This window comes from Fructilactobacillus sp. X8R2C1, from assembly GCF_059900955.1.
This window is the reverse complement of the sequence record NZ_JBWXVI010000001.1, coordinates 168,791-184,580: the sequence shown is the minus strand read 5'-3', so window position 1 is coordinate 184,580 and position 15,790 is coordinate 168,791. Positions and strand designations below refer to the sequence as shown.

Genomic DNA, 15,790 nt, shown 5'->3' with positions numbered 1-15,790 from the left:
TTATAATTCTTGTTAACTTGAACTAATCATTTAAGTTGATTTTGTATTTGGAGGGATTGCTTATGAATATTAAAGTATTAAACAAGCAAGGCGCTCTACCAGTCAAAGACTGGCAACAGCGTGAAAATAACCTTTTTCGAGTTCATCAGCTAATGCACAATAAGAAACTTCAATTGAGTAAATCAGCCAGAGCAATGATTGCACCCATCTTGAAACCGTTAACTTAGTAAATTTTAGTAATTTAATTGCAAGGTGCTGCGGTTTCAACTAAAATGCAATTGTCTAGGAAGTGAGTATAATGGTTGATTCAGATTTGAAACAACAGGTCAAAGATTTATTGGCTCGTAATAAAGAGCTTAAAAGTAAAATTCAAGCTTTGACAAGTGGTACTGACATTTCAGATAAGAGCACTAGTGATTTGAAGTCACAGGTGGTCCAGTTTCAAGACGAATTAAAAAATGCTCTCGATCGAGCTACTCAGTATGAAAATAAATATAATAAAATGAGTACTGAATACATGGAATTATCAAATCAGTATCATGAATTGCAAACGCAACTTGACTCGTTAAAAAATAAATAAGTGTGAGGAGAACATTCTTCACGCTTATTTATTTGCCAAGTTAATCTCTCATGTTTATGGTCGAATGGTGAAAATATGGCAAAAAAAGAAACAGCCAAAAAGAGAATAATTGAAGGAACGTTTGAGATGCTCCAAACTAAGTCTTATCAAGAAATTACGGTGAAAGACATTTCCAAACACGTTGGGGTTTCCCGGATGACGTTTTATCGTAACTTCCATACCAAGGAAGACGTCATCGTTGGTCAATTTCAGGAAACCTTTTCAACCTTTATTAATCGTTTACTAGCGCAAAAGGTCTCTAATTTTAACGGCCTGGCAACAACTTTCTTTACGATTATTAAAGAGAATAAGCGGATGATGGATGTAATCGTTGATAATGATCTGTCTTATTTGCTACTTAAAATCTTAAAAAAATACATTACGAATCTGGTTGACGACGATATATTAGAGTTGCGCGCCAATTCATCGAAAATGCTAATTGCGTTGATTTCAGGTGGTTTAACTGAAGTTTTACTAACGTGGACAGAAGACGGGATGGAAGAGCCCGTTGAAGAATTGGTCATCTTTGCATCGAAGTACATGAACTTTAAGGTTAACTAGTTTTTTAATTTAAAAATATGTATAAAAAAAGAGCTCTGCGATTGCAGAACTCTTTTTGTTTGGCTAAAATTAGTCCATTGGAGTAACGTTAGCAGCTTGGGGACCACGGTCTCCTTCTTCAACGTCCAAAGTAACCTTTTCGCCTTCGTCAAGGGTCTTGAAGCCATCCTTGTTGATAGCTGAGTAATGTACGAATACATCACCATCATCAGTAGTAATAAAACCATAACCCTTGTCAGCGTTAAACCATTTAACAGTACCTTGTTTCATAATATGAAACCTCCTAGCGCATAGCGCAATAAATTTTTCAGTGTTGCTTAGTTTGAATCTTAAAAGGAAGTCATTTCATAATAATACAAAACAAGAAACCTTAGAAACTCGAAACCATTCACACATCTATTTAAATATAACATAAATTCTACTGATGTCAATATGATAGACTTATATTAATCAATTAAAAGAAGATGAAGGCATGAAAACATTAATAATCGTTTCGCACCCCAAATTTCAGGACTCAATTACCCAGGAATTTCTAAGAACCAGTCAAGCTGATTTAGCCGATGTTACATGGCACTGTTTAGATGAAATATATGGAAGTGATCCAATTGACGTGCAAGCTGAGCGTGACCTCTTAAATAAGGCTGATCGGATCATTTTTCAGTTTCCACTTTATTGGTATAGTGCCCCCTCATCGCTTAAAGTTTGGGAGGATGAGGTCTTAAGTCGAGCCTACACGTACGCTAATGAAGATGGCCGTTTAAAGGGCAAGAAACTCGGAATCGTGACGAGTGTGGGCTACCCTAAATCATCGTTTGCGGTGGGGGCTAGTCAATCCTTTAGTATTTCTCAAATTATGACACCATACGAAGCCCTTGCTAGACAAGCAGGTATGAAGTTTATGACACCACTTGTGATTTCGCAATTTGGGTACATGTCGTATGATGAGAAAAAAAAGTTGCTTGTTGACTATCAGATGTATTTGACAGCTAAGTATCCCTTTAACTTTAACGAACGTGAGACGTGGATGGCTTTTCAACTAAAGAAATTGGCAACTGGAAGTATGAAATCACATAAGCAGGATCTGGATTTAATTATTAAAGAAGTGGAAACCAGTCAAGATAATTTAAATGACTTAAAGGAACAAATTAACCTAATTCGGAATCAGGAGGAAGACTAATATGGATGATAACGAAGAATGGACGACTAATAAGATTGATGAATTAATTAAGACCCAGACGTCATTTATTAATCGTGCACTGTTATATGGATGTAAACAGTTAGTTAGAGAACAGGCCAAAAGAAATGAACAGGCTGAAAATGAGATTGATGGAAGAAGTTGGAGTCCCGAAAAATGGTAAGGACTCTTTACGTTGATGGTATTGACAACAAAAGGGACCCGTCGTTAAAGACGAGCCCCCTGTGGGTAGTGTTTGATTTAAAAGCTCCGGTTTGGGAGCTTTTTTATTTATAATACTAAATTCGTTCGCTTCGGTCTGAAATAATGTATTGGTTTATTAAGGCTGCCAGAATCGAACCGACAAGTGGTGCTGTTAGATAAAGCCATAGTGATTTTAATGCTAATCCACCAGCAAAAATAGCGGGGAACAATGATCGGACGGGATTCATTGAAGCGCCGGTTAACTTACCACCAACAATTACCAAAACAAAGATGGTAAAGCCGACGGCAATTGGTGACTGAATGGCATACATATTTGTTTTAGAATGGTTTAAGACTAGGATCACAATTAACAAAGTGGTGGTCAGTAGAACTTCGGTGAAGAAAGCAATTGGAGCGGAGATGTGGGGGAAGACCGTTCCACCTAAATAATTAGTGCTAACTTCCTTGTTCCAACTTTCACCAGTCTTGTTAAGCAGTGAGACGTAGGTTAAAACGACACAAATTTCACCTAAGAGACCGCCGACTAGTTGACTAATTACATAAATAATCGCCTCTTTTCCGGGCATTCTTTTAGTTAAATACATGGTAAGGGTTACGGCTGGATTTAGATGAGCTCCTGAAAGTGGTCCAGTGGCATAAACCAGAATGGATAAGGTGAGACCCCATCCAACCGACGGACCTAACTGGTCAGCGTACGGTCCGCTGAAAATGATGAGGCCTGTTCCTAAATAGATTAATAAGGCAGTCCCAACCAGTTCACCAAAGATTTTTAATTTCATTATTAGGTTCCTCTTTGAACTTCGGCCACGTCATTGATGATTTTAAGAAAGGTATCTGAAGATAATGAGGCTCTTCCAATCAACAGTCCATCGATATTTGGTGATGAAAAAATGGCTTTGGCATTTTCTGGGGTGACTGCTCCACCGTATTGAATCCTAATCTTTTCGGCAGTGTCATTTCCAAAAATAATCTTAAGGGAGGTGCGAATCACCCGTGCTGCATGTTCAATCTCCGCTAATGAGGCTGTTTTAGCGGCACCGATGGACCATGATGGTTCGTATGCGATGACTAAATGTTCAGCATCCTTTTTGTTGATGCCAGCAAATGAAACGGCAATTTCGGTTAAGGGTGACATCTCCAGATCATCAGGATTATAGGTTGAGGTATCTTCTGAGATTGCCACTACCGGAGTGAGGTGATTGCGAAAGCTGCCCATGATTTTTAATCCAATTGTACCGTTCGTTTCTTTAAACATCTTGCGGCGTTCATAGTGACCAATTATAGAACCATTGATTCCAAGGTCTGATAATGCAACCGGGGACGTTTCTCCGGTGTACGGACCTTCGTCGGCCCAGTGCAAATTTTCGGCAAAAACTTCGATGGGCTCTTTTTGGGATTGAATGAACTGAACCATTTTATAAAGGTAGACGTTTTGAGCCGCAATGCCAACTTGAACGAGGTTTTTATCAGGCAACTTACCTTCTAATGATTTTAAGAAGTCCTCAATATCTTTACTGGTTTTATTCATTTTCCAATTTGCTAAAATAAGTGGGATTCGATTACTCATTGAGACTAGCCTCCTTTAGTTTCTTTAATTGAGACTGATGGCGGATCTTAAAGTATTCCCTGGTCATGTTTTCTTTAGTTGCTCGATCCCAGCCTAATTGGCGGCTCATTTCATCGATGACCGGCCTCTCGATTTGATCGGTTTTCTCAGAATCAAATAGGAGGTAGTTCGTTCTTCTAAGTAAGAAGTCGATTGGACGACTGATCATTTCGTGATCAATTGAGTAGTGAAGAACACTTGTTTCTGCCAAAGTTAAACCTGGCGCAGTGACGCCACTGGCAACGTAGTTAGCGATTAAGGGAGTGTTTGATCCAAACAGGTTGGCAATCGCCATGGCTTCCTTGGTGCTTAAGCCGCGGTTGACTAAGGTGGCAGCATAACTTTTAATGTTGCCGTTAACGTCGTTTGAATCGAAGTGGCCACCAGAGATTTGGTAATTTTTAGAGTCAATTAATGAAACGGGTTGATCAAATTTTTGTTCCAGTTCTTTTTTGACGAGTTTCATCGTGTCTTCGCCCATTAGCCGGTAATCAGTTAATTTACCGCCAGAGACGTTGATGACACCGTCGACCAGTTTGATTTCAAATCCACGTGAAACACTTGAAGCACTTTGGTCGTTTGAAACTACCGAATGAACGTAATTGTTAACGTCGTTGTGGTCAATCTGTTGGTTAAAGTATTGATTGATTTTAGTGTCTAAGTGGTGCAGATCGTCGTCATTTAAGTTTTTGTGCGTGGTATTCCCGTTATAATCACCGGATTCAATCAAAGGACGAATGCCAGCCCAGCTTGCTTCTATATCGTTAGTCGTTAAGTTAGCGTTTGGGAAGTGTTGGTTAACGGCCTTTAAGAGATAGTCAACATCTTTTTGATTAACGGTTGGGTTGCTGTAATCACCATCGTAATCCGTGTCCGTCGTTCCAAAGTAAGTTTTTCCAAATCTTGGGATGATAAAAATCATCCGACCGTCGTCTAACCCAGAGTCTAAGTAAACGGGGAGGGGCACCTTAAGTTTGCTTTGATCAACTACTAAGTGAACTCCCTTGGTAGGTCTGATTTTTTGCTTATGATCGTAATCAAACATTTTAACAATGCCATCGTACCAAGGGCCTGCCGCATTGATGACGATTTTGGATTTAATTGGAAATTCGGTGTTATCTTCTCTATCAATCACGTTTACAATCTTTTGATTATGATCGTTTTCGATGTTGACTGCTTTAACGTGACTAACTGCAACGGCACCATCACTGACTGCTTGTTTAATGTTTTCGATTGTGAGGCGCGCGTCGTTATTTTTGTAATCAAGATAGACTCCCATCCCAACTAAATGATTGTGGTTTAGGTTGGGTAATTTTTTCTCTGCATCCGCTTTTGACAATGTTTGGTGTGCAAAGGGACTGTCTTTTGAAACGTTGGCTAAATGATCGTAAATGGCCATGGCGACTTCTGCGCTTAGCGGAGTGAAGGTGTCATCCTTATTATCGTAAAGTGGCAGTAGCATTTTAGAAGGACGAGGGATGTGTGGAGCAATGTGTTGTACAATGGATCGTTCCTTGACGGTGTCGTTTACGACGTCAATATCAAAAGTCTTGAGGTATCGAATTCCACCATGAACGAGTTTGGTCGAACGACTACTGGTTCCTTCAGCAAAATCCTGCATATCAATTAAAGCGGTTTTGAGACCCGAAGCAGCGGCCTGAACGGCAATGCCTGCTCCAGTGATGCCACCGCCAATGATTGTGACGTCAAAATCATCATTTTTAAGTTGATCAATATCTTGATTTCGGTTTTTATACGAAAAGTTATTCATTTTCATTCTCCTGAGGCTTAAATGATTCAGTTGCCTTAACTGCTTGTTTCCAGCCCAAATATAAGCTTTTTGCTTCGTCTTTTTCCATGTTGGGATTGAAGATGGTTGGCTCAGGCTGAAGTTTTTTTAGTTCATCAATATTCTTCCAGAATCCAATGGCTAGTCCCGCTAAATAGGCGGCACCACGTCCTGTCATTTCAATGTCTTTTGATCGCACGACTGAGGTCTCTAAGAGATCGGATTGAAATTGCATTAAATAGTTATTTAACGAGGCTCCCCCATCAACATGGAGGTTGGTGACTGGCATATTAGTATCATTTACCATGGCACCCACAACGTCCCGACTTTGATAGGCAATGGACTGTAACGTTGCCTTAACAAAGTCATTTTTGGTGGTTCCACGTGATAAACCGAAGACCGCACCACGCGCGTCTGGATTCCAGTACGGAGCACCTAATCCAGTGAATGCTGGGACGACATAAACCTCGTTGTGATTATTAGACTTGTTGGCTAGATTTTCGGTATCGGGAGCCGTTTTAACTAACTGCATGCGATCCCTTAGCCACTGGATGGCGGAACCAGCAATAAACACGGATCCCTCCAAAGCGTAGGTAATTTGACCACCAATTCCATAACCAATCGTGGTTAATAAGCCGTTGTGTGAGTATTTGGGCTTTTTTCCCGTATTCATCACAATAAAGGAACCGGTACCATAAGTGTTTTTAACATCACCGGAATTAACCGCTAAGTGACCAAACAGAGCGGCTTGTTGATCGCCTGCGATTCCAGAGATGGGAACCGAAGCACCAAAAAAGTTTTCCGGCAGACTCTTACCAAAGACTCCCGATGAGTCTTTGACTTCTGGAAGCATGACTTTAGGAATATTGAGAATGTTCAGTAATTCAGGATCCCAGTCGAGATTTTCGATGTTATATAGCATGGTTCGAGAAACGTTCGAATAATCAGTCGCATGAACTTCACCGCCCGTTAGTTTCCAAAGTAACCAACTGTCGATCGTACCAAACAGAAGTTCACCATTTTCGGCTCGTTCCTGGGCACCAGAGACTTGATCCAAGATGTATCTGATTTTAGTGGCAGAAAAATACGCATCGATAATTAAGCCGGTTTTCTTTTGCACCATGCTTTTATACCCGGCATCAATCATTGTTTTGGCTATTGGGGCAGTTTGACGTGATTGCCACACAATGGCCTTAGAAATGGGCAATCCACTTTCTTTGTCCCAAATTACGGTGGTTTCTCGTTGATTAGTAATTCCGATACTAGCGATCTCATTCGGATTAATCCGGCCCTTGATAATGGCGGTTGCCATCACGGCTTGGGCGGTTAACCAAATTTCGTTAGCATCCTGTTCCACCCAACCGGGTTCCGGGAAATACATGGTTAATTCTTTTTGATCGCTAGATACCACGTTTGCGTTTTTATCGTAAATGATAGCGCGAACACTGGTGGTTCCTTCGTCAATTACTAAAATATATTTTTTCATTTTGTCTATCACTTCTTACTTTCACAAATAAACCATATTTCACATAATTATTAAATGTGCCATTTTCCTAGGATTCGCTTGATGGCAGCATTCATAAACTAAAGAAAACGTTTTCTTTAACGGTTAGTATACTACCAATATCAAATTTCACAATAAAAACATCCTGGATAATATCCGGCTTTGAGTAAGAAAATGAGTAATCACGTGGGTTAACGTTCGTTAAACTTTATTCATTTTATTATATGTAGTTGATGAATGAACTGATGGAATAAAAAAAGGATTCACATTTTTAGATAAATGTGAATCCAGATGGATTAATTATTTTGATAACGGGTATGAATTAGGCTTTGTTTTCTGATCCAAAGACTCCAATCCGGTCTAGGCACATGTTTTTAAGCGCGTTGGTTCCAGCCTTTAAGAAGATTCGGGGGTCATAATTTTTTCCTTCGAGGTCTTTATCAGAGTGGACGTAGTCACGCATTGCTTGGTGGAAAGCTAATTGTCCCTCAGTATTGACGTTGATCTTAGAGATTCCTAATTGAATAGCCTTTTTGATTTGGTCATCAGGAATTCCAGAGCCGCCATGGAGAACCAATGGGATTTGCTTTCCCGTATTATCATAAAGGGCTTGGTCGATCTTTTTTAGATGAGCAAAGTTTAAACCCTTCCAGTCCTTTGGATACTTACCGTGGATATTACCGATGCCAACTGCCAGCATGTCTACGCCAGTCTCGGCCATTTTGACGGCTGAATCAACTGGTGCAATTTCACCATCAGCAATTACTCCGTCCTCTTCACCACCAATGGTTCCGACTTCAGCTTCGACACTAACGTCTTCTGCGTGTGCTAACTTAATTAGGGTCTTGGTTTTTTCAAGGTTTTCGTCTAACGGGAGGGCAGACCCGTCAAACATGATTGAAGTGAACTTGATTCCAAGGGTTTTAATGGAGTCGTAGTAGTTTCCGTGATCGAGATGGATTGAGACCGGTACGGTGATGTTTAGTGCATTGTGCATATCCACGATCAAATCATAGGCTAATCTAAAACTGCCCATGTAGTTGGCCGCACCAGAAGTAACCTGCATAATGACCGGTGACTTGGCTTCTTCACATGCTTCTAAGATGGCTTTCGCCCATTCGAGGTTGTTGACGTTGAATGCCGGAACGGCATAGTGTTCTTTTCGAGCTTTATCTAACATTTCAGTACTGTTTGTAATCATTTTATTTTCTCCCTTATTCCCAATTTTCTTTTTGAAACGTACTTACATTTCCGTGGACGACGTATTTTGGATTTTGATCATTAGCCTGATTGACGGCATCAATCAACTGGTTAGTTTGATTGCCATATTGGGCAATTTTAATCAAGAATGGAACTAGATCATCTTTCCAAGTCAATCGTTTATCAAATCCGTATTGGATCCACACACTGTTGGTTTTGGTGTCGTTCCAAGCACTGGCACCATGATACGGACGATCATCGATCAGAATTCCACCAACGTAGTGAACGAGACTCTTATCGTGAGTCATTGTGATTTTTTTGTAAAAGGGGCTTCCTTTTTCTTGACCAAAGTAGCGTTGAATCCACGCTACCTTATCCTGCCAAGCACTTGGATTGCTCCACGGAGCAGTAGTGAGGATGTACAAATCATAATATTTTTTTAATTGATTAACACTTTCAATCGCATTTTCGGTCGGATCAAGATCCTTAAAGATGCCAGGGATCCGATCAGGACGAGCTCCGGTTGGTAATGATTTCGCCCGTTGGTTTAGAACAGGGATGGTATTAACTAACACGTTATCCATGTCTAAAAATAATTTTATTGGTTTGTTTGCTTTCATGAAACATAAGATTCCTTTCCTTTTTGATCAATAAATTAATAATCAAAATTATTTAAGCTTGGATAATTAGAACATACCACATTATGATTAATTTGCCTCAAATGAAAATTGAGCTCAATCCAAAAAAAGACCCAAACTCATCCCTTAAGTAATGAATTTGCGTCTTACAAATATTAATTCCTAAATTATCTTGCCCAATGATTGATTGGACCATATTTATGACCAACTTGGATCTCGTCTTCGATTGCGCCATCAACGTATTGTTTGGCAATCTTAATGGAATCGGCAACGGTGTGTCCCTTCGCTAGTTCAGCGGTAATGCCAGCTGAAAGAGTATCACCAGTTCCGTTTTTACGGTCGGTGGTGAAATAAGGGCCGTCGATATTAAAATGTTTGCCGTCTTCAAGTAAGACGTAGTCAGAAACCTTGGTCTGACTAGGGTCATCATGACGTCCCTTAACAATTACGTTACTAGCCCCCATGTCCTGCATGGCTTGAGCTGACTTTGCCATGAAGTCAGGATCGTCAACGTCTAAACCAGTCAACTTTTGCGCTTCAAAAAAGTTCGGCGTGAGAACGGTTGCCATGGGAACCAGTTGGTTTTTCATGGCGTCAAAAGCATCTGCTTCTAAAAGCATGGTACCAAATTTGGTGGTGATTACTGGATCCACCACGAGGGGACCAAAGTCATAGAGCTGATAATCTTTTACGACCGTATTAATGATGTTAGCGTCTGATAACATGCCAGTTTTAGCAGCTAAGATGTGGAAGTCATTACCGAGGTCTTTAAATTCCTGGTCAATAAAACTAGTCGGCATGTTAACACTATCGTGAATCCCATATGAATTACCCGATACACATGCTGTGATAATCGATGCCCCGTAGACCCGACGGGCAAAGAAAGTGTTTAAATCAGCTTGGACGCCAGCACTACCGTCGCTATCGCTTCCAGCAATCGTTACTGCTTGTGGATAATCTTTAGCCATTTTTTGCGTCTCCATTCTAGTTTGATTTGATTTTTACCTGTTCCATGTATTATAATACTAAGAGCTGATGTATTTAAGGAATTAGACTTAATTGGAAGGAGTTTTTCATCATGAGAATTTGTCATCCAAATGGTGTCCAAGGTCGTCGTCCGATCGACACTAAAAAACGTAAAGCAAAACAAAAAGAAGTAGCAGACTTACAAAAGTTTTTGAAACAAAAACCTGCTAAATAATTGAACTAATTAACTTTTACTAGACGTCTGATTATTGATTTATTTTGATAATTAGTGGTCTATTTTTTTGTGCTTTTTTATTGATAACCATTGAGCAAGGTGTGATAATGATGGTGAAAATTATGGGAATGGGATGATAAAAATGGGAGTTGTAGGTTTCTAACCTAAAATGATTTTTGTAAATGAGTTCTTAATAAAGGAGACTGAAAATCATGACTGATGTAAAAATTCCCGACTATGACAAAAATAATATGCCTAAGACCACTAAAAGTGCGGTCTTAGAAAAAATGTTTGATATTGATATGAAGGACACTAAGTTAAAGAAAATGGGTCCAACTGATGTTTTGATTAAAGTTGTGGCAGTTGGAATCTGTGGTTCAGATGTTCACTACTATGACCAAGGACACATTGGTGATTTTGTGGTTAAAAAACCCTTAATCTTAGGACATGAAAGTTCTGGTGTGATTGTAGCAGTGGGTGATCAAGTAACCGACTTTAAACGTGGTGATCGAGTCGCAATGGAACCGGGCGTTCCCTGTGGTCATTGTGAGGCTTGTCGAACGGGCCATTATAACCTCTGTCCTAACATGCAATTCATGGCAACCCCGCCAGTTGATGGTGATTTAACTCAATTCATCGTTTATCCACAAGACTTTGTTTATCACATTCCTGAAAACGTTTCTTATGAAGAGGCGACTCTAAATGAGCCACTATCAGTTGGCGTTCATGCCACTCAGAAATTGGGAGTTGACGTGGGATCTACTATTTTGATTTCAGGGATGGGACCAGTTGGATTGCTTGCGATCTTAGCCGCAAAGGCCCATGGTGCTGACACCATCATTGTCAGTGATACCGAGCAACTCCGACTTGATACCGCCAAGAAGCTGGGAGCTACTCATGCAATTAACATTAAAAATGCGGATGTTTTAGACGAAGTTAAGACCATCACAAATGGAACGGGCGTTGATTACGCCATTGACGCTTCAGGATCAGTTCCAGGTGAACAAACTTCACTTCACGCACTGAAGCGGGGTGGTAAAGTCGCCTACATTGGTGTCCCAACAACCGACCAAACGCCACTGGATGTTCCGTTCATGACTGATCATGAAACCACCATTATGGGGATCTTTAGGTACTGTAACAACTACAAGACTGGATTAAAGATTTTAGCTAAAAACACTGATAAGGTTGATAATCTATTAACTAACTTTTATCCACTAGATGAAACGAAAGCGGCTCTTGAAAAATCAAGAACGGATAAATCGAACTCTTTGAAGGTTATCATTTACCCAAACGAGCAGCTGCGAAAATAGATTAAACTTGAGTTCTGCGTTTCTTTAGCGCAGAACTTTTTTTATTTAAAATAATTTGATAAAACAGTAGACAGTTAATTAATAACTGTGTATACTTGTGAACAACAAATTAAGTAATTCATTATTGCTGTGTAGTTCAGTTGGTAGAAACGCTTCACTGTTAATGAAGATGTCGCTGGTTCGAGCCCAGCCACAGCAGCTACAAAAAAGCACCACTCATTTGATTGAGCGGTGCTTTTTTGTGAAATTAGTTAATCAAAAACCCAAATTCAACTCGGGACTTTTGATATTAATGCTTTTTACCCTTTTTAGCTTTTTTTGGTTTACTTTTTTTAGGTTTTGGCATTTGTCTAAGCTGGTCTTTCATGCCTTCAATTTCTTTTGCATGCTCTTGTTTCCATTCTTTGAATGAAGATCCTGAATCAGAATCGGCTGGTTTAAGGCCGGTATCTAACCAGAATAATGCTTCTGATAGACTAGGGAAATTGTGCAACCAAAGCGTCTGACCATTCTCTGAATCGAAAGCAACGTATGAGCGGGAGCGCCGCTTTAAGAAAGTATGCTTTCTAATCTTAAACGCTTCCCTTTTTCTAGTTAAGAAGTAATCTGGTAGAATGTACTTACCGGGAGTCATTAACTTGGGAAAACGTTCATTTTTTTGAGCATGACGGTCCTTGAGCATTGCTAACGCTTGATCAACTGTAATTAATTTTGCAGCTATGTCAGCCATTGTATGAATCCCCTCCTGTATGTTATTTTCGCATAAATATTACAAAATGCAAAACGATATGATTAAATGTAATAATTAATTAAGATTTTAATTCAAATGGAGCTAAAATGGCAAAGAATAAGAAGTATTACGCGGTAAAGCAGGGGAGACACCCTGGAATTTATCCAACGTGGGAACTCACTAAAAAGCAAGTTGATGGATTTTCGGGAGCTGAGTATAAAAGTTTTGCAACTAAAAGAGAAGCTGGTGCGTACTTATATGGGGTTCAATTTGAAAGCCATCCGGTGGAAAGTAAAGTAGGTAAACGACCAACCATCATTGTATTTACCGATGGTGGTTCCAGAAATCACGGTAATGTTGCTGGTGGTCACGTCAAATCAAACGATAAGGCGGCGTGGGCATACCTAATTGATGCTCCGACCGGTCAGCACGTTGATTCAGGCGGTGAGTATGGGGTGACTAATAATAGAATGGAGATTATGGCACTCGTGAAAGCTTTGAAATGGTTGTTTGATCATCAGCTTAACGACCAGAGTGTTGGGGTTGTCAGCGATTCAAGATACGTTTTAAACGCCATTACTAAACACTGGATTGACGGGTGGAAAAAGCGCGGATGGAAACGTAGTGGCGGAGAACTTAAAAATAAGGAACTCTGGCAACAATTGGATGATTTATTGAAACAGTTTCCTAACATCCAATTTGGTTGGACGAAGGGTCACGCCACAAATAAAGGGAACGTCTTCGTGGACGAGAAATTGAATCAAACTATGGACAAAATGTAAATTTTCCTAATAATAAGGTTAAGACCTAAAAGGAGTGATTCAATGACGAGTGAAAGAGAAAAAATGACTAAGGGAGAATCTTATAATCAATTTGATAAAGAACTGATTAGTCGAAGGATCCTTTGTCGAAAGCAGTTGCAGGAGGCTAATAATACCCCTAATAATGAGAGGCGGAACCAACTGATTCAATCCTTGTTAAAAAAGAGCGGACCAAGATTCTTTGTTGAGACTGGGATGGAGTTTGATTATGGCTTCAATATTTACATCGGAGACAACTTTTACGCTAACTATGGATTGACGTTGCTTGATACGGCTCCAATTACATTTGGTAAAAATTGTTACATAGGTCCTAATTGTGGACTTTATACAAACGTCCACCCGTTAAACGCTAAAAAGCGAATCGCAGACGTTGAGATGGCCGCTCCCATTACCATTGGTGATAATGCCTGGTTTGGTGGTCATGTCACCATTGTTCCCGGCGTGACCCTTGGAAACAATGTGGTGGTTGGTGCTGGAGCTGTTGTTACCAAATCGTTTGGAGACGATGTGGTTTTAGTCGGAAATCCAGCTCAAGTATTAAAAAAGATTGACAATAATTAGTGAATTTTACTTATTATCTTAGTTGTGTATAATGATAGTGAAAGATAAGTAATTATCATTTGTGTGACCTTTACAACGCTATGCAAGTGGCTCTATGAGCACCATACATAGCGTTTTTTGTTGTGAAAAAAGCGTTTGGAGGGATTTCTTTATTTTTAAAAAATTTAATATTGATAAATTCGTCTTTATTCCAACCTTATTAATTTTTGGAATTGGTTCAATCATTCTGATTATTGGTGGTTCCAAGTTGCAAGGAGTACTAGCGGTAGCCCTAAATTGGATCACTAATCAAATGGGATGGGCCTATATGGTGGTTTACATAATTAACTTCTTATTTTTTATGTGGTTAATCTTTTCAAAGTATGGTGCTATCCGCTTGGGTGAGCCCCACTCCAAACCAGAGTATAGTGATTTGCAATGGGGCAGCATGGTCTTTGCGACTGCAATTGATGCCAGCATTTTAATGTTGAGTATGGTGGATCCGCTTCGATACTTGCAGCATCCTCCCTTTGGGGCTAAACCATTTTCACAGAGTGCTTATAATTATGCGCACATGTTTGGTCAGTTTAACTGGGGACCAATGGCATGGATGATGTTTGCCCCGGCTACGATTGCCATTGCTTATATTCTATTTGTTAAACACGGCAAGGTACAACGCCTTAGCTCTGCCATTGATTTTATTCAAGGTGAGGCTAGGTGGAAGTATTACACCAGACAGCTAGTTGATTTTCTGGTTGTCTTTGGAATTATGGGTGGTGTTGGATCATCGGTTGGAATGGAAATTCCCATTATTTCTAATGTTTTAAGTCGTTTATTAGGGATTCCAGATAATTTGGAACTTAAAACTGCGCTCTTTGCGGTGCTATTTGTGATCTTTGCCTGGACCGTTTATAAGGGATTAAATGGTGGAATTGATCGTTTGAGTGATGCCCATATTTGGACAGCCATTATTTTCTTAGCCTTTGTCCTGTTAGTTGGTCCAACTATTTATATCTTAAGTTCAGAGACCAACAGTTTGGGACTCTTGGCTGATAAGTTTGTTTCCATGTCGACTAATACCATTCCCAATGGAACTGCGGATGTTGCCAAACTGGAAACGATTTTCTACTGGGGCTGGTGGCTGTCATACATGCCGGTCATGGGACTCTTTATTGCTCGTATTTCTAAAGGACGAACCATTCGTTCCACTTTGATTGGAATGCTTGGTTACGGTTCAGTAGGATGTTTAAGTTTTTATGCAATTCTTGGTGGCTATTCGTTATGGTTACAAAGGACCGGCCAGATTAACTTGGTTCATATTTTGAATACGCAGGGTCAGGCTGCTGTCATTACTGCTGTATTATCCAGTTTGCCCTTTAAGGTAATTGTTTTTGTCGTTTACTGTATTTCGTGTTTTATCTTTCTGGCGACGACCATCTCGTCCTCAGCTTTCATTGTTTCCTCATTTACAAGTTTAGGGTTAAAGGAGGGACAGGAACCAACCCAGTTTAACCGAATGACATGGGTTGTTGTCTTTGTCTTATTCTCGTTTGGACTAGTAGTTGTCGGAGGATTTAGTACCATCCAGACCTTCTGTGCGATTGCTGGATTTCCATTAATGTTCGTATGTATCATGATATTGATATCGATTTACCACATGGTTAAAAATGATGAAGGAATCGTGCTTAAAAATAAAGCAATGGACAATTTAAGAATTAAACAAAAAAAGGAAAAGATGCGTCGTATTCATGCTAAAAAAATGGTAAAAAGTATTGAAGACGCTCAAAATGGTGCTGGTGAAGCGTCGCTACCTGATCCTAATAAAGAATAATGAGTTAATAATAATCAGTGGGTTGCTACTGATTATTT

General features: G+C 39.8%; 19 protein-coding genes and 1 tRNA gene. 11 read left to right on the top strand and 9 right to left on the bottom strand.

Annotated elements, in window-relative coordinates; genetic code table 11:
• Positions 1-62 precede the first annotated feature (62 nt).
• From AC6UD6_RS00995 to AC6UD6_RS00985, 3 genes are all read left to right on the top strand, one after another.
• Complete coding sequence (locus AC6UD6_RS00995; RefSeq protein ID WP_500693440.1) at positions 63-227, top strand: hypothetical protein; 165 nt, start codon at positions 63-65, stop codon at positions 225-227.
• A 71-nt stretch (positions 228-298) separates the two neighbouring features.
• Positions 299-580 (top strand): hypothetical protein, encoded by a 282-nt coding sequence (locus tag AC6UD6_RS00990; protein ID WP_500693441.1) that lies wholly within the window; start codon positions 299-301, stop codon positions 578-580.
• Positions 581-655: 75 nt separating this feature from the next.
• The gene (locus AC6UD6_RS00985) at positions 656-1,180 is read left to right on the top strand and encodes a TetR/AcrR family transcriptional regulator (protein WP_500695318.1); all 525 of its coding nucleotides are present in this window, start codon (positions 656-658) and stop codon (positions 1,178-1,180) included.
• Between the two features lie 69 nt (positions 1,181-1,249).
• Here the strand turns inward: AC6UD6_RS00985 and AC6UD6_RS00980 are convergent, their stop codons facing one another.
• On the bottom strand, positions 1,250-1,450 hold the full coding sequence (locus AC6UD6_RS00980) for a cold-shock protein (protein ID WP_010022560.1): 201 nt from the start codon (positions 1,448-1,450) through the stop codon (positions 1,250-1,252).
• Positions 1,451-1,652: 202 nt separating this feature from the next.
• Between AC6UD6_RS00980 and AC6UD6_RS00975 the strand changes: the two genes are divergently transcribed.
• A complete protein-coding gene (locus tag AC6UD6_RS00975; protein ID WP_500695316.1) occupies positions 1,653-2,357 on the top strand; it encodes an NAD(P)H-dependent oxidoreductase in 705 nt (234 codons plus the stop codon).
• A gap of 1 nt (position 2,358) precedes the next feature.
• A complete protein-coding gene (locus AC6UD6_RS00970) occupies positions 2,359-2,538 on the top strand; it encodes a hypothetical protein (RefSeq protein ID WP_500695314.1) in 180 nt (59 codons plus the stop codon).
• Positions 2,539-2,653: 115 nt separating this feature from the next.
• Here AC6UD6_RS00970 and AC6UD6_RS00965 read toward each other — a convergent pair whose 3' ends face one another.
• The 7 genes from AC6UD6_RS00965 to thiD all read right to left on the bottom strand — a co-directional run bounded on the left by AC6UD6_RS00965 (position 2,654) and on the right by thiD (position 10,284).
• The gene (locus tag AC6UD6_RS00965) at positions 2,654-3,358 is read right to left on the bottom strand and encodes an MIP/aquaporin family protein (protein ID WP_500693445.1); all 705 of its coding nucleotides are present in this window, start codon (positions 3,356-3,358) and stop codon (positions 2,654-2,656) included.
• Positions 3,359-3,360: 2 nt separating this feature from the next.
• Complete coding sequence (gene tpiA / locus AC6UD6_RS00960) at positions 3,361-4,146, bottom strand: triose-phosphate isomerase (protein ID WP_500695312.1); 786 nt, start codon at positions 4,144-4,146, stop codon at positions 3,361-3,363.
• On the bottom strand, positions 4,139-5,956 hold the full coding sequence (locus tag AC6UD6_RS00955; RefSeq protein WP_500695310.1) for an FAD-dependent oxidoreductase: 1,818 nt from the start codon (positions 5,954-5,956) through the stop codon (positions 4,139-4,141). Before AC6UD6_RS00955 ends, tpiA begins: the two co-directional genes overlap by 8 nt.
• The gene (gene glpK, locus AC6UD6_RS00950; RefSeq protein ID WP_500695308.1) at positions 5,949-7,460 is read right to left on the bottom strand and encodes a glycerol kinase GlpK; all 1,512 of its coding nucleotides are present in this window, start codon (positions 7,458-7,460) and stop codon (positions 5,949-5,951) included. Before glpK ends, AC6UD6_RS00955 begins: the two co-directional genes overlap by 8 nt.
• Positions 7,461-7,800: 340 nt before the next feature.
• A complete protein-coding gene (gene fba / locus AC6UD6_RS00945; RefSeq protein WP_500695306.1) occupies positions 7,801-8,679 on the bottom strand; it encodes a class II fructose-1,6-bisphosphate aldolase in 879 nt (292 codons plus the stop codon).
• A 13-nt stretch (positions 8,680-8,692) separates the two neighbouring features.
• Positions 8,693-9,298, bottom strand: coding sequence for a 5' nucleotidase, NT5C type (locus tag AC6UD6_RS00940; protein WP_500695304.1), 606 nt, complete (start codon positions 9,296-9,298; stop codon positions 8,693-8,695).
• A gap of 185 nt (positions 9,299-9,483) precedes the next feature.
• Positions 9,484-10,284: a bifunctional hydroxymethylpyrimidine kinase/phosphomethylpyrimidine kinase gene (thiD, locus tag AC6UD6_RS00935; RefSeq protein ID WP_500695303.1), complete on the bottom strand. Its 801-nt coding sequence runs from the start codon at positions 10,282-10,284 to the stop codon at positions 9,484-9,486.
• A 110-nt stretch (positions 10,285-10,394) separates the two neighbouring features.
• On the opposite strand from thiD, the gene AC6UD6_RS00930 reads away from it, so the two are divergent.
• From AC6UD6_RS00930 to AC6UD6_RS00920, 3 genes are all read left to right on the top strand, one after another.
• Positions 10,395-10,517 (top strand): hypothetical protein, encoded by a 123-nt coding sequence (locus tag AC6UD6_RS00930; protein WP_010022570.1) that lies wholly within the window; start codon positions 10,395-10,397, stop codon positions 10,515-10,517.
• 212 nt (positions 10,518-10,729) lie between these two features.
• Positions 10,730-11,830: an NAD(P)-dependent alcohol dehydrogenase gene (locus tag AC6UD6_RS00925; protein ID WP_500693452.1), complete on the top strand. Its 1,101-nt coding sequence runs from the start codon at positions 10,730-10,732 to the stop codon at positions 11,828-11,830.
• A 125-nt stretch (positions 11,831-11,955) separates the two neighbouring features.
• Positions 11,956-12,029, top strand: a tRNA-Asn gene (locus AC6UD6_RS00920).
• Positions 12,030-12,119: 90 nt separating this feature from the next.
• Here the strand turns inward: AC6UD6_RS00920 and AC6UD6_RS00915 are convergent.
• Positions 12,120-12,560, bottom strand: coding sequence for a hypothetical protein (locus AC6UD6_RS00915; RefSeq protein WP_500693453.1), 441 nt, complete (start codon positions 12,558-12,560; stop codon positions 12,120-12,122).
• A 107-nt stretch (positions 12,561-12,667) separates the two neighbouring features.
• Here AC6UD6_RS00915 and AC6UD6_RS00910 point away from each other — a divergent pair, with 107 nt between their 5' ends.
• From AC6UD6_RS00910 to AC6UD6_RS00900, 3 genes are all read left to right on the top strand, one after another.
• Positions 12,668-13,342 (top strand): ribonuclease H family protein, encoded by a 675-nt coding sequence (locus AC6UD6_RS00910; protein WP_500695302.1) that lies wholly within the window; start codon positions 12,668-12,670, stop codon positions 13,340-13,342.
• Positions 13,343-13,384: 42 nt separating this feature from the next.
• Positions 13,385-13,942, top strand: coding sequence for a sugar O-acetyltransferase (locus AC6UD6_RS00905; protein WP_500695301.1), 558 nt, complete (start codon positions 13,385-13,387; stop codon positions 13,940-13,942).
• Between the two features lie 94 nt (positions 13,943-14,036).
• Complete coding sequence (locus AC6UD6_RS00900; protein WP_500693456.1) at positions 14,037-15,752, top strand: BCCT family transporter; 1,716 nt, start codon at positions 14,037-14,039, stop codon at positions 15,750-15,752.
• Positions 15,753-15,790: the final 38 nt, after the last annotated feature.

Excerpts from the sequence above, each read along its gene's own strand:
- AC6UD6_RS00995 (WP_500693440.1), top strand. The coding sequence starts at position 63 with ATGAATATTAAAGTATTAAACAAGCAAGGCGCTCTACCAGTCAAAGAC.
- AC6UD6_RS00990 (WP_500693441.1), top strand. The coding sequence starts at position 299 with ATGGTTGATTCAGATTTGAAACAACAGGTCAAAGATTTATTGGCTCGT.
- AC6UD6_RS00985 (WP_500695318.1), top strand. The coding sequence starts at position 656 with ATGGCAAAAAAAGAAACAGCCAAAAAGAGAATAATTGAAGGAACGTTT.
- AC6UD6_RS00980 (WP_010022560.1), bottom strand. The coding sequence starts at position 1,450 with ATGAAACAAGGTACTGTTAAATGGTTTAACGCTGACAAGGGTTATGGT.
- AC6UD6_RS00975 (WP_500695316.1), top strand. The coding sequence starts at position 1,653 with ATGAAAACATTAATAATCGTTTCGCACCCCAAATTTCAGGACTCAATT.
- AC6UD6_RS00970 (WP_500695314.1), top strand. The coding sequence starts at position 2,359 with ATGGATGATAACGAAGAATGGACGACTAATAAGATTGATGAATTAATT.
- AC6UD6_RS00965 (WP_500693445.1), bottom strand. The coding sequence starts at position 3,358 with ATGAAATTAAAAATCTTTGGTGAACTGGTTGGGACTGCCTTATTAATC.
- tpiA (WP_500695312.1), bottom strand. The coding sequence starts at position 4,146 with ATGAGTAATCGAATCCCACTTATTTTAGCAAATTGGAAAATGAATAAA.
- AC6UD6_RS00955 (WP_500695310.1), bottom strand. The coding sequence starts at position 5,956 with ATGAATAACTTTTCGTATAAAAACCGAAATCAAGATATTGATCAACTT.
- glpK (WP_500695308.1), bottom strand. The coding sequence starts at position 7,460 with ATGAAAAAATATATTTTAGTAATTGACGAAGGAACCACCAGTGTTCGC.
- fba (WP_500695306.1), bottom strand. The coding sequence starts at position 8,679 with ATGATTACAAACAGTACTGAAATGTTAGATAAAGCTCGAAAAGAACAC.
- AC6UD6_RS00940 (WP_500695304.1), bottom strand. The coding sequence starts at position 9,298 with ATGAAAGCAAACAAACCAATAAAATTATTTTTAGACATGGATAACGTG.
- thiD (WP_500695303.1), bottom strand. The coding sequence starts at position 10,284 with ATGGCTAAAGATTATCCACAAGCAGTAACGATTGCTGGAAGCGATAGC.
- AC6UD6_RS00930 (WP_010022570.1), top strand. The coding sequence starts at position 10,395 with ATGAGAATTTGTCATCCAAATGGTGTCCAAGGTCGTCGTCCGATCGAC.
- AC6UD6_RS00925 (WP_500693452.1), top strand. The coding sequence starts at position 10,730 with ATGACTGATGTAAAAATTCCCGACTATGACAAAAATAATATGCCTAAG.
- AC6UD6_RS00915 (WP_500693453.1), bottom strand. The coding sequence starts at position 12,560 with ATGGCTGACATAGCTGCAAAATTAATTACAGTTGATCAAGCGTTAGCA.
- AC6UD6_RS00910 (WP_500695302.1), top strand. The coding sequence starts at position 12,668 with ATGGCAAAGAATAAGAAGTATTACGCGGTAAAGCAGGGGAGACACCCT.
- AC6UD6_RS00905 (WP_500695301.1), top strand. The coding sequence starts at position 13,385 with ATGACGAGTGAAAGAGAAAAAATGACTAAGGGAGAATCTTATAATCAA.
- AC6UD6_RS00900 (WP_500693456.1), top strand. The coding sequence starts at position 14,037 with ATGAGCACCATACATAGCGTTTTTTGTTGTGAAAAAAGCGTTTGGAGG.